Here is a 12,187-nt window from a genome sequence, read left to right as displayed (position 1 = left end):
TCCTGCAAATATCCTGTATCGTACCGGTGGATCAGCGCCCCGAAGCGAAGTTACTGATCAACCGTTCGAGATTCATCGCCGACTGGGTCGTGTAGAAGGTATCTCCCGGCTTCAGGGAGTCCATATCGCCGCCCACCGATACATCAATGTACTGCTCGCCGAGCAGCCCGGATGTACGTATAACTGCTGCGCTGTCGGTGGGTATGTTGTCGACGTCCGAATTAATGGCCATCTTCACACGGGCCTGGAACGTCTTTTTGTCCAGCGTTATGGAATCGATGGTTCCGATGGTGACCCCTGCCATCGAAATCCGCCCCCGAGGCGTCAGACCGCCTGTGTCGTTGAAGTTCGCGTACAGCGTGTAGGTGCTTTCAGCAGCCTTGGGAGACAGGCCACTGACCTGCAGCGCCATGAACAGCAAGGCCGCCAGGCCCGCAATCATAAACAGGCCAACAATGCTTTCTACGGTTCTTTGTGCCATTTCCGGCTCCCGTTATTCCAGATCAGAAGTTGCCGAACATTACGGCGGTCAATACAAAATCCAGGCCCAGCACGGCAAGTGAGGAATACACCACCGTTTTCGTGGTAGCCGAGCTGATGCCTGCAGAGGTGGGGACACAGTCATACCCCTGGTAAACGGCAATCCAGGCGCAGACAAAGCCAAAGACGACACTCTTGATGACACCATTGAGCACATCATCCACAAATTCCACGGAAGACTGCATGTTGCCCCAGAAGGAGCCGTCGTATACCCCGAGCCACTCCACGCCCACCAGCATTCCGCCCCAGATGCCAACGACGGAGAAAATCAGCGCCAGTACCGGCATGGTGTAAAAACCCGCCCACAGCCGTGGTGAAATCACGCGCCGGAGGGGATCAACACCCATCATTTCCATGCTTGAGAGTTGCTCGGTGGCTTTCATCAATCCGATCTCGGCGGTCAGGGCCGAGCCGGCTCGCCCCGCAAACAACAACGCCGTCACCACCGGCCCGAGCTCCCGGACCAGTGTCAGCGCAATCATCTGGCCGATGGCCGACTCGGAGCCGTAGTCACTCAGAATGGTATAGCCCTGAAGCCCCAGCACCATTCCGATGAACAGGCCGGACACCACAACGATCGCCAGTGACAGGACACCCACCGAGTAGATCTGGCGCACCAGAAGCGGAAATCCGACAGCCGGCTTCGGAACGCCCCGAAGGACCCCGAACAGGAACTGGCCAGAGCGGCCAAAGGAGACGACCACATCGATGCCTGTCCGGCCGAGGGCTCTTACATGATCCAACATCAGACCTTCCCCCCCAGACCAAAGTCTGTTGTCGCATCCTCAGCAGGATAGTGAAACGGCACCGGACCGTCTGGCTGCCCCTGCAGGAATTGCTGGACCCGCTCCGATTCATGGGCACGCAACTCTTCCGGCGTGCCCTGCCCGATCACCTTGCCATCCGCAATGATGCAGGCGAAATGGCAGATACTCAGGGATTCCGTGACATCGTGAGACACCAGAACGCTGGTCAGGCCCATGGAACTGTTCAGGTCACGGATCAATTTGACAAGAACCCCCATGGCAATCGGGTCCTGGCCGGTAAACGGCTCGTCGTACATGATCAATTCAGGATCCAGTGCGATACTCCGCGCCAGGGCCACCCGTCGGGTCATCCCCCCGGATAGCTCGGAGGGCATCAGATCCCGGGCACCGCGCAGCCCGACCGCCTCGAGTTTCATCAGGACAATGTCCCGGATCATATCCTCCGGCAGATTGGTGTGCACGCGGATCGGAAAGGCCACGTTTTCGAACACACTCAGGTCGGTAAACAGCGCGCCGCTCTGGAACAACATGCCCATTTTCTGCCGGAGAGCATACAGAGCCGTCCGCTTGAGTCTGGGCACCTCGTGGCCATCCACCCGGATGCTGCCGCTATCCGGCCGAAGCTGGCCACCGATCAGCTTGAGCAGGGTTGTTTTTCCCGTGCCGCTCGGCCCCATGATGGCAGTAACCTTGCCACGCGGAATGTCCAGCGAAATACCATCAAAAATACGGCGACCGGACCGCGAGAACACCACGTTTTCCAGAGAAATATATGCGCTCGAACCCATAGTCAGTCCTTACAAAAGAGCGGGTACATTATTCGAAGGTGGCGGGAACCTCAACGTCTTGGTTCCAAAATGTACCGATAGTCACCGATGGTTTCACTGAACTTTACGTAACAGGGCCGCGCTGGATGCGTAAAATGTTATACTCCGCCGACCTTTTCAGTTATCTCACGGAACCTCAAATTGAAGGCATACCATTGGCCATGACATCAGAGAATCGCAAACACTTTCGAACTTCCGCAGTCCGAGCCATCCAAATCGAAAAAAAGGCGATCGAAGCGCTGGAAGGCCGTATTGACGAAGATTTCATCCAGGCATGCGAAGTCATTATGCAGTGCAAGGGTCGGGTAGTGGTCACCGGCATGGGAAAATCCGGCCATATTGGCAACAAGATAGCCGCAACACTCGCCAGCACCGGCACGCCGGCTTTCTTTGTCCACCCCGGCGAAGCCAGTCACGGAGACCTTGGCATGATCACCAGCCAGGATGTGGTCATCGCCATATCGAACAGCGGCAACACCAGCGAAGTCGTCACGATCCTGCCTTTGATCAAACGCATGGGCGCGCCCCTCATCAGCATGACCGGCAATCGTGATTCCGTGCTGTCAAGGGAAGCCGTCGCCAATCTGGATGTGAGCGTCGAAGCGGAAGCCTGCCCGCTGGGACTGGCACCCACCTCCAGCACCACAGCCACGCTGGTCATGGGGGATGCTCTTGCCGTTGCATTACTTGAAGCCCGTGGTTTCAGCGCCGAGGATTTCGCTTTTTCCCACCCTGGTGGCAGCCTTGGCCGGCGACTGCTGCTCAGGGTTTCAGACATCATGCACACTGGTGATCGAATACCGGTGGTCACTGAAGGGACGACACTGAGCGGAGCCCTGCTGGAGATTTCCCAGAAAGGGCTGGGCATGACCACGGTGGTGGACGCCAAAGGACGATTCTCCGGAGTTTTCACTGACGGCGACCTCCGAAGGACTCTTGACAAGTCGATCGACATCCACAATACGGCCATCGAGCAGGTTATGACGCGGAACGGCAAAACCATTGCTGCCGACCAACTCGCGGCCGAGGCACTGAAGATCATGGAAGACATGAAAATCAATGCATTACCGGTCACCGGTGACAACGGCGAACTGGTCGGCGCCATCAACATGCACGATCTGCTCCGTGCCGGGGTAATCTGATGACAGTCCGACCGTCCCTCAGCTCCGACTGGCCGCAAGCCCTGATCCACAAGGCCGCCCGGATCCGGCTGATCGCACTGGATGTCGACGGTATCATGAGTGATGGCAAACTCTACTTCAGTGCCACCGGCGATGAACTGAAAAGCTTCAACATCCTGGACGGTTTGGGCCTGAAACAGCTCATGGCGGCAGGCATCACCGTTGCGGTAATTACCGGACGTCGCTCTCCCCTGACCGAGAAGCGCATGACCGACCTCGGCATTCCTCATCTGATGCAGGGCCGGGAAGACAAGAGACAGGCACTGGACGAACTGGTTCGGGACATGAATATCCAACCCGACGAGATTGCGTACATGGGCGATGACCTCCCTGACCTGCCAGCACTTCGCTTCGCCGGACTCGGCATCACCGTCCCCAACGGGTACTGGCTGGTGCGACAGCATGCAGATTATTGCACCAGCGCCGCAGGAGGCAGCGGGGCTGTGAGGGAGGCCTGTGACCTGATCCTGACCGCACAGAACAAGCTTGAAGCGGCTCTCGCGTGCTACCTGGAGACCGACGCATGATCCGGCCGCTGGGATCGCTGCTCCAGCTCTCGGAACGCCCGGTGATCCGGACCGCTGCGCTGGTAGCTATCCTTGCCGCCACCGCGTTGCTGCTCTGGCGCAGCGGCGACCAGCCTGTAACGGACACGACCAACGCAGAACTGAGAGGCCCGGCAGAACCTGACGGCTTCGTTGTCGATGGCCGATACACCGAATACGATCAGGCTGGGAACCTCGATGTCCGGTTTTCCAGCCCACGGATCGAGCAGTTCGAAGACGGCAACCTGACCACCATGGAGGCACCGGAAGCGGAGCTTTTCGGGGACCCGGACACACTTCCCTGGAAGGTAAAAGCGGAGCATGGCAGTCTGTTGCAGGATTCGAACCTGCTCTACCTGACCGGAAACGTCAGGGTCACCCGCCAGATCGGTCAGCGGACGGCGACGCTGGAGACCACGAAACTGACGCTCGACAATGACCAGAACATCATCTATACCGACGCGCCAGTGACCATTACTGACAATGTCGGCGTAACCCGTTCCAAGGGTATGAAAGCCTGGATCAACGACCGCATCCTGGAGCTCAACTCCCAGGTGGAAGGACGCTATGAAACTGCTCGATAAACCCATTTCCCTGCTGGCGATCGCAATGCTGTCGTCGCTTGTGGCACTCCCTGCATGGGCGTTCGACCTGGATTCGGACATTCCCATTAAAGTAAATGCCGACCACGCCCGACTGGACGACAATCAGGGCATTGCAACCTACACCGGCGACGTCATCCTGACCCAGGGCGAAACCCGCCTCGATGCCGATCGGGTTGTCCTGTTTCGCAATGCCGAGGGCCTTAATCGTATTGAGGCGACCGGCAACCCGGCCCACTACCGACAGCCAACCCGTGATGGCAACGGAGAAACCGACGCACGTGCAACCAACATCACCTGGTCGGCACAGGACAAACAACTCACCTTTGAAAAAGATGCCGTCATCAAGCAGAACGGCAACGTTTTCCGGGGCGACCTGATTCATTACGATACCGTTCAACGGGTGGTTACCGCCCAGGGCTCTCCGGATAACGGATCCGGCAGTGGTCGCGTCGAAATGGTCATTCAGCCCCGCAGCACCAAAAAGGGATCCGATGGCAGTTCTCAGAGCCAGTAACCTGGCAAAAAGCTACAAGCAGAAAAAAGTGGTGATCGACGTCTCCCTGGAAATCCAGAGCGGAGAAATCGTTGGTCTCCTCGGGCCCAATGGCGCCGGGAAAACCACCTGTTTCTACATGATCGTCGGACTGGTTCCTGCCGACAACGGGCGGATTACCATCGACAGTAAGGACATCACGCCACTTCCGATGCATGGACGGGCACGCAAGGGTATCGGATACCTGCCCCAGGAAGCTTCTGTTTTCCGCAAACTGAGTGTGCGCGACAACATCATGGCCATCCTGGAAACCCGGAAGGGCCTTAACCGCGCAGATCGCGAGGCGCGACTCGAGGAACTGCTAGCCGAATTCCACATCACCCACATCCGTGACAGCCTGGGAATGGCGCTGTCTGGCGGCGAACGGAGGCGGGTGGAGATTGCCAGGGCACTGGCCATGGAGCCCGCCTTTATCCTGCTGGATGAGCCTTTCGCCGGTGTCGATCCGATTTCCGTGAGCGACATCAAGCACATTATCCGGCACCTTCGGGACAAGGGCATCGGCGTCCTGATCACCGATCACAACGTCCGGGAAACCCTGGACATCTGCGAAAACGCCTACATTGTTTCCGGCGGCCATATCATCGCATCCGGGAGCGCGGAAGACATCCTCGCCAACCAGCAGGTGAAAGAAGTGTACCTCGGTAATGAATTCCGGCTCTGACCACCATTGGCTGATTGTCTTGCCGGCGTGTAACAAGTAAACTCGGCAAAGAACTTGCTTACCCGCCCAAGTAGCGGGCAAACATAGCATTTTTTCATAAATTCCAACGATGTAGAGCGCCAATGCGTGACGGATCCTGAATCATGGTGATGAAAGCGTCCTTACAGCTGAAGCTGGGCCAGAGCCTGACAATGACGCCCCAGCTCCAGCAGGCTATCCGGCTTCTACAACTTTCCACCCTGGATCTGCAACAGGAAATCCAGCAGGCCCTCGAGTCCAACCCCATGCTGGAGACGTCCGAAGAGGACGAGCACTCTGAATCACCGGAGGATGGCCAGGATTCCGAGCCAACGGCCAGCGACTCTTCCTCAGAGGAATCTGCGGAAGGACAGGATGACTGGGACGTCAGCGAGTCCGGTCCGGACTGGTCCACCGAGAATGACACGCCTGACAATATCCCGGACGATTTACCCGTGGATACGGCATGGGACGACATCTACCAATCAGCCCCTGCCCCGGCAGCCCGCTCGGATGAGGACGGCGAACAGGACTTCGAGAGCCGCAACTCCGCGACGGAAACACTGCACGATCACCTGGAATGGCAACTCAATCTCACGCCGCTGAGCGAACGAGACCAGGCCGTTGCCCACGCGCTTCTGGATGCCGTGGATGACCGTGGTTATCTGACCAGTTCGCTGGAGGAGATTCACGCCGGCCTGGCGGATGAAACCGATGAGGATCCACTGGAACTCGATGAAGTAGAGGCGGTGCTTCACCGCCTGCAGCATTTCGATCCGCCCGGCGTGTTCGCCCGGGACCTGCAGGAATGCCTGCTGATCCAGTTGAACCAGCTTCCACCGGATACACCCTGGCTGCCCCAGGCGCGACTGGTCATTACCCACTACATCAACCTGCTTGGCAACCGCGACTATGCCCAATTGCTGCGTCGCAGCCGTCTCAAGGAGGACCAGCTTCGGGAAGTACTGGCTCTGATTACAGGCCTCAATCCGCGTCCCGGGGACGTTCTGGATCAGGGTGAGCCCGACTATGTCATTCCCGACGTTATCGTCCGCAAACACCATGGACGCTGGCGGGTTGAGCTGAACCCGGAAATTGCCCCGCGCATCCGGGTCAATGCCAGCTATGCGTCGCTGATTCGCCGCGCCGACAGCAGTGCAGACAACACCTACCTCAGGGATCAGTTGCAGGAAGCAAAGTGGTTTATCAAGAGCCTTCAGAGCCGGAATGAAACCCTGCTGAAAGTGGCGACCCGTATCGTTGAACATCAGCAGGGATTCCTCGACCACGGTGAAGAGGCGATGAAACCGCTCATTCTCTCGGATATCGCCCAAGCCGTGGAGATGCATGAATCCACCATTTCCCGGGTAACGACCCAGAAATACATGCACACCCCCAGGGGCATCTTCGAATTGAAGTATTTCTTCTCCAGCCACGTCAGTACCGACGAAGGCGGAGAATGTTCCTCAACGGCTATCCGCGCGATGATCAAGAAACTGATTGCGGCGGAAACTCCCAAAAAGCCATTGAGTGACAGTAAAATTGCAGCCATGCTAGGAGAACAGGGCATCAAGGTGGCAAGACGCACCGTGGCCAAGTATCGGGAGGCAATGCATATACCGCCTTCCAACGAAAGAAAACGACTGGTGTAAAAACAGGAGAGACGCCTATGCAACTCAATATTTCAGGCCATCACGTAGAATTGACTCCCTCCCTCAAGGACTATGTCACCGAGAAGTTCAACAAGCTCGAGCGCCACTTTGACCACATTTCCAACTGCCAGGTGACCCTGGAGGTCGACAAAGTGCGTCAGATTGCCGAGGGGACGCTGCACGTGGTTGGCGGTGATATTCACGCAAAGGCGGAAGACAGCGACATGTACGCTGCTATTGATGGCCTGATCGACAAGCTTGATCGCCAGATACTCAAGCACAAAGAAAAGAACGTAGACCGGATGCACGGAAACGGCCAGCGCTAACTGGCGGTTCCCATGCCTGTCATGCCACAGCGCTGCGGCACTTGAGGTGCCGCAGCCTTTTTTTTACGGAAACGCAGTCGATCCATGAGCGACACATCCCTGACCATAGACACCATCCTTGCGCCTGAGCTCACCCTTTGCCGGGTGCCGGCCTCCAGCAAGAAGCGGGTTCTGGAGTTCATCGCTGAACAGATCCACGAGCAGGACGAATCCCTGAACGATGTCCAGATCTTCAACAATCTGATTTCCAGAGAACGTCTGGGCAGTACCGGCATCGGCCAGGGCATCGCCATTCCCCACTGCAGGCTTGAAGGCCTGGATCGGGTCATCGGGGTCTTGCTGACGCTGGAGGAAAGCGTCGAGTTCGATGCCATCGACAACCAGCCTGTCGACCTGGTCTTCGCCCTGATCGTTCCCAAGGAAGCGACCAGCGAACACCTCGAACTGCTGAGCCAGCTGGCCGAGAAATTCAACGAGCGTTCGTTTTGCAATGCGCTTCGCGAGTGCGAAGACGCCAGGACACTGTATGAGCGAATGACAGCCGCAAGCGGCTGAAATCCACTGGACAGGAGGCAACGGGACATGAAGCTGATCATTGTCAGTGGTCGTTCAGGCTCGGGCAAGAGTACCGCGCTGCATGTACTGGAAGACCTTGGCTTCTACTGCATCGACAACCTGCCCATCGGTCTGTTGTTTCCGCTGACCCAGGAAGCCGCCACCAAGGCAACGACCGATCGCCTGGGCCGTATGGCGGTCAGCATCGATGCCCGCAACCTGTCGGGTGAGATTGCCAATTTCGAGGATATCTACAGCCAGTTGCAGGAAACCGGCGTCACCATTGAGATCATCTTCCTTGATGCCGATGAACAATCCCTGCTGCAACGGTTTCATGCCACCCGTCGCAAACATCCCCTCAGCGATGATCGGACCTCCCTGAGAGAGGCCATCAGCAACGAGAAAAATTTGCTGGAGCCCCTGTCCAAACTGGCGGATCTCTACGTTAACACCGCTGGCATGTCGATCTACGAACTTCGCGACCAGATCAAGCAGCGGGTCGTGGGCCGCAAGGGACAGGAACTGGCCCTGTTATTCCAGTCATTTGGCTACAAGCATGGCGTGCCACTGGATTCGGATTATGTCTTTGATGTCCGCTGCCTGCCGAATCCCTACTGGGATACCAGCCTCAGGAAATACGTGGGCACCGACCAGCCCGTCATCGAGTTTCTTGAGCGCGAACCGGCCACCCGTGCCATGGTCGATGATCTGACCGGATTTCTGGCAACCTGGCTACCGTCGTTCGCCGACAGCAATCGCAGCTACATGACCATTTCCATCGGTTGCACGGGCGGACAACACCGATCGGTTTACGTGTGTGAGCAACTGGGTCGATTTTTTCGGGAACATTACAGCAATGTGCAGGTTCGGCATTCCGAATTACCGCACCTGCAAGCTCGAGAAGAGATCTGAGCCACTATGATCCGCCGTCCAGTCACCATTATCAACAAACTGGGTCTGCACGCCCGCGCAACCGCCAAGCTGGTGGCCACTGCATCGAATTTCGACTCATCACTTCGTATCGCCCGCAACGACCGGGAAGTCGACGCAAAAAACATCATGCAGGTCATGATGCTGGCGGCCAGCCAGGGAACCGAGGTGGAACTCATCGCCGAGGGGCCCGATGAAGAAGAGGCTGTCGAAGCGCTGGTCGAACTGATCGACGATTATTTTGGCGAGGGTGAATGACCGATATCCTGGAAAAGGGTCAGGCCAAACAGCGTCTTCGTTCACTCAGTGAGGCGCTGGACAGCGGCGCACTCAAACAGGTCGCCCGGATACTGAACGGGGGCCTGAGCCCGAGCGACATTGCCCACCTGCTGGAATCTTCCCCGCCCCGACAGCGTGCCCTGCTCTGGAACCTGGTCGAGAAAGATCTCGAAGGTGAGGTTCTCCAGTATCTGAGCGACGATATCCGTGGCTATTTCCTGAGTCAGCTCAATGCCCAGGAACTGGCGGATATCATCGAGGATTTCGAATCCGACGATCTCGCCGACCTCCTGCAGCAACTTCCGGACACGGTCATCCAGGAAGTGCTCGATACCATGGACGAGCAGGACCGCCAACGGGTGGAAGAAGTCCTCTCCTACCCGGAGGACACGGCCGGCGGCCTGATGAACACGGACACCATCACGGTTCGTCCGGACATCAGCATTGACGTCGTGCTCCGTTACCTGCGACTGCATCGAAGCCTGCCGCCCATGACCGACAGCCTGATTGTTGTCAGCCGTCGGGATGAGTTCATCGGCATACTCCCGATTACCCGGATCCTGGTATCAAGCCCGACAGCCACTGTCCGCGAGGTGATGGACACCGATATAGAACCGGTCCCGGTGACCCTCTCCGATACCAAGGTCGCCACGCTGTTCGAACGCTACGACCTGATCTCTGCGCCGGTGGTCAACGATCAGGGCCGTCTGCTCGGCCGGATTACCATTGATGACGTGGTCGACGTTATCCGGGAGGATGCCGATCACTCGTTGATGAGCATGGCGGGCCTGGACGAAGACGAGGATACCTTTGCTCCGGTCTGGAAGACTACCCGGCGCCGTGCGGTGTGGCTCGGCATCAACCTGCTTACCGCGTTCATTGCCTCTGCGGTGATCGGCCTGTTTGAGGCCACGATCAGCAAGGTCGTCGCCCTCGCCGTTCTGATGCCGATTGTCGCCAGCATGGGCGGAATTGCCGGCAGCCAGACACTGACACTGGTCATCCGCGGCATGGCCGTCGGACAGATCAGCGGTGCAAACGTGAGCTGGCTGCTGAACCGGGAATTCATGGTGGGCGCCCTCAATGGGCTCTTCTGGGCGGTCGTGGTGGCCTCCGCCGCCGCAGCCTGGTTCCAGGACATGCTGATTGGCGGGATTATCGCCGCGGCACTGGTCATCAACCTGATTGCGGCGGCCTTTGTCGGTACCGTCCTCCCCCTGTTTCTCAAATCGCGAAACATTGACCCGGCACTGGCGGGCAGCGTTATTCTGACAACGGTGACCGACGTTGTGGGATTTATGGCCTTTCTGGGCCTGGCGACATTTTTCTATTCCTGACAAGCAGATAACACCATGATCGAGCAACACGACGACGAACATCCCGAGGATCTGGGCCCCAGCAAATCACAGATCAAGCGCGAAATGCAGGCGCTGCAGGCACTGGGCAAGCGAATGCTCGACCTGAGTGACGAACAGATGGCCAACCTCCCGATCAGCGACACCCTGCGGGCGGCTATCGTTGAATCACGACGGATTCGCCAGCACGAAGCCCGGCGCCGCCACCTTCACTACATCGGCAAGATTCTCAGACAGGAAGACGATCCGGAGGCGATCGAGCGAGGCCTTTCCGCGTTCGATGCGGGCAGCACCGAGCATACCCGTCGTCACCACCTGGCTGAGCGCTGGCGCGACCGGATGATAAGTGAGGGAGATGCAGCCGTGGGCCAGTTTATCGATTATTGTCCCTCGGCGGACGTGCAGCATCTGCGCAACCTGGCCAGAAACGCCCGGAAGGACGCCGAGAAACAGAAAAATACCGGCCAGGCCAAAAAACTGTTCCGCTACCTTCGGGAATGCATTGACGACATTGAATGACCGCCTGGGTCAGGAGCGCTATAGCCGTCGATGTGCCCACACCGGCATTTTCTCGCGCACGGCTTTCAATCGCTCACGGTCGAGTTCGGTTGTTACCAGCCCCGCGCCATCTTCGGTCAGCTCCGCCCGAACCTCACCCCAGGGGTCGCAGATCAGGCTGTGGCCGTAGGTGCGGCGTTGCTCACTGTTGTACCCACCCTGCCCGGGCGCAACCACCCAGACCTGGTTCTCGATCGCCCGTGCCCGGATAAGCGCATGCCAATGGGCATTGCCGGTATACCAGGTGAAGGCACTGGGCAGGGAGATCCACTCGGCGCCGCGTTCACGAAGTTCACGAAACAGCTCCGGAAACCTCAGATCGTAGCAGATCGCCATGCCAAGGCGACCCACCGGAGTATCCACCGTCACGACCCGGTCACCCGGCTCGAAGGTATCCGACTCCCGATACTGGCCATGGGCGTCTTCCACGCTGGCATCGAACAGATGGATTTTGTCGTAGCGTGCCACTTCCCGGCCGCTGTCATCGACCACCAGGCTTGACGCCCGGACCCGCCCACCAATCCAGCTGCCGTCCGGGCGCCGTGCCATGGGCAAGGAGCCACCGACGATCCATAAGCCGAGTTCTTTCGCCCGCTGACCTAGGAAATCCCGGATCACCGGATGATCTCCGGATTCGACCGCACCACAGGACACCATGTCGGACGTCGACATCAACGCGAAATTCTCCGGCAACACCGCCACCCGTGCGCCCTGGCGGGCAGCCTGATTCAGCAGTTGCGCGGCCATCGAGAGATTCGATTCCAGCGATGCACCACTGACCATCTGGATTGCAGCGACGCCGCCTTGTGATGGATGGGGCATGGACACCTCC

Annotated in this window: 16 protein-coding genes; 12 read left to right on the top strand and 4 right to left on the bottom strand. The window is 58.1% G+C overall.

All coding sequences use genetic code 11. From position 1 onward, the window contains the following. Positions 1 to 31 precede the first annotated feature (31 nt). From mlaD to MLD04_RS02685, 3 genes are read right to left on the bottom strand one after another with little or no spacing between them, the layout of a single operon-like run. Positions 32 to 481, bottom strand: a complete 450-nt coding sequence (gene mlaD / locus MLD04_RS02695) for an outer membrane lipid asymmetry maintenance protein MlaD (RefSeq protein WP_248154526.1) — start codon at positions 479 to 481, stop codon at positions 32 to 34. Between the two features lie 22 nt (positions 482 to 503). Further along, positions 504 to 1,286 carry a lipid asymmetry maintenance ABC transporter permease subunit MlaE gene (gene mlaE / locus MLD04_RS02690; RefSeq protein ID WP_248154524.1) on the bottom strand — a complete coding sequence of 261 codons (783 nt, stop codon included), beginning with the start codon at positions 1,284 to 1,286 and terminating at the stop codon, positions 504 to 506. Continuing rightward, positions 1,286 to 2,095 carry an ABC transporter ATP-binding protein gene (locus MLD04_RS02685; protein ID WP_248154522.1) on the bottom strand — a complete coding sequence of 270 codons (810 nt, stop codon included), beginning with the start codon at positions 2,093 to 2,095 and terminating at the stop codon, positions 1,286 to 1,288. Before MLD04_RS02685 ends, mlaE begins: the two co-directional genes overlap by 1 nt. A 200-nt stretch (positions 2,096 to 2,295) precedes the next feature. Here MLD04_RS02685 and MLD04_RS02680 point away from each other — a divergent pair, with 200 nt between their 5' ends. From MLD04_RS02680 to yjgA, 12 genes are all read left to right on the top strand, one after another. After that, the gene (locus MLD04_RS02680; protein ID WP_248154519.1) at positions 2,296 to 3,276 is read left to right on the top strand and encodes a KpsF/GutQ family sugar-phosphate isomerase; all 981 of its coding nucleotides are present in this window, start codon (positions 2,296 to 2,298) and stop codon (positions 3,274 to 3,276) included. Further along, positions 3,276 to 3,842: a KdsC family phosphatase gene (locus tag MLD04_RS02675; protein WP_248154518.1), complete on the top strand. Its 567-nt coding sequence runs from the start codon at positions 3,276 to 3,278 to the stop codon at positions 3,840 to 3,842. The genes MLD04_RS02680 and MLD04_RS02675 overlap by 1 nt, the downstream gene beginning before the upstream one ends. Further along, entirely contained in the window at positions 3,839 to 4,444 is a 606-nt protein-coding gene (gene lptC / locus MLD04_RS02670; protein ID WP_248154516.1) for an LPS export ABC transporter periplasmic protein LptC, read from the top strand. Before MLD04_RS02675 ends, lptC begins: the two co-directional genes overlap by 4 nt. Beyond that, positions 4,428 to 4,979, top strand: coding sequence for a lipopolysaccharide transport periplasmic protein LptA (gene lptA / locus MLD04_RS02665; RefSeq protein WP_248154514.1), 552 nt, complete (start codon positions 4,428 to 4,430; stop codon positions 4,977 to 4,979). Before lptC ends, lptA begins: the two co-directional genes overlap by 17 nt. Then, on the top strand, positions 4,957 to 5,682 hold the full coding sequence (lptB, locus tag MLD04_RS02660) for an LPS export ABC transporter ATP-binding protein (RefSeq protein WP_248154511.1): 726 nt from the start codon (positions 4,957 to 4,959) through the stop codon (positions 5,680 to 5,682). Before lptA ends, lptB begins: the two co-directional genes overlap by 23 nt. A 149-nt stretch (positions 5,683 to 5,831) precedes the next feature. Next, complete coding sequence (locus MLD04_RS02655; protein ID WP_248155379.1) at positions 5,832 to 7,352, top strand: RNA polymerase factor sigma-54; 1,521 nt, start codon at positions 5,832 to 5,834, stop codon at positions 7,350 to 7,352. A gap of 17 nt (positions 7,353 to 7,369) precedes the next feature. Further along, positions 7,370 to 7,678 (top strand): ribosome hibernation promoting factor, encoded by a 309-nt coding sequence (gene hpf, locus MLD04_RS02650; protein WP_008938947.1) that lies wholly within the window; start codon positions 7,370 to 7,372, stop codon positions 7,676 to 7,678. Positions 7,679 to 7,762: 84 nt separating this feature from the next. Continuing rightward, the gene (gene ptsN, locus MLD04_RS02645; protein ID WP_248154510.1) at positions 7,763 to 8,233 is read left to right on the top strand and encodes a PTS IIA-like nitrogen regulatory protein PtsN; all 471 of its coding nucleotides are present in this window, start codon (positions 7,763 to 7,765) and stop codon (positions 8,231 to 8,233) included. Positions 8,234 to 8,260: 27 nt separating this feature from the next. Further along, entirely contained in the window at positions 8,261 to 9,145 is an 885-nt protein-coding gene (gene rapZ / locus MLD04_RS02640; protein WP_248154509.1) for an RNase adapter RapZ, read from the top strand. Between the two features lie 6 nt (positions 9,146 to 9,151). Beyond that, positions 9,152 to 9,421 carry an HPr family phosphocarrier protein gene (locus MLD04_RS02635; RefSeq protein ID WP_248154507.1) on the top strand — a complete coding sequence of 90 codons (270 nt, stop codon included), beginning with the start codon at positions 9,152 to 9,154 and terminating at the stop codon, positions 9,419 to 9,421. Beyond that, a complete protein-coding gene (gene mgtE / locus MLD04_RS02630) occupies positions 9,418 to 10,779 on the top strand; it encodes a magnesium transporter (protein WP_248154505.1) in 1,362 nt (453 codons plus the stop codon). Before MLD04_RS02635 ends, mgtE begins: the two co-directional genes overlap by 4 nt. Before the next feature lie 15 nt (positions 10,780 to 10,794). After that, positions 10,795 to 11,316, top strand: coding sequence for a ribosome biogenesis factor YjgA (yjgA, locus tag MLD04_RS02625; RefSeq protein WP_248154503.1), 522 nt, complete (start codon positions 10,795 to 10,797; stop codon positions 11,314 to 11,316). An 18-nt stretch (positions 11,317 to 11,334) separates the two neighbouring features. Here the strand turns inward: yjgA and MLD04_RS02620 are convergent, their stop codons facing one another. Then, on the bottom strand, positions 11,335 to 12,177 hold the full coding sequence (locus MLD04_RS02620) for a carbon-nitrogen hydrolase family protein (RefSeq protein WP_248154501.1): 843 nt from the start codon (positions 12,175 to 12,177) through the stop codon (positions 11,335 to 11,337). Positions 12,178 to 12,187 lie beyond the last annotated feature (10 nt).

This window comes from Marinobacter koreensis (genome assembly GCF_023156285.1).
Lineage (GTDB): Bacteria > Pseudomonadota > Gammaproteobacteria > Pseudomonadales > Oleiphilaceae > Marinobacter > Marinobacter koreensis.
Note: the sequence above shows the minus strand (reverse complement) of the source record. Positions and strands in the feature narration are given on the sequence as shown.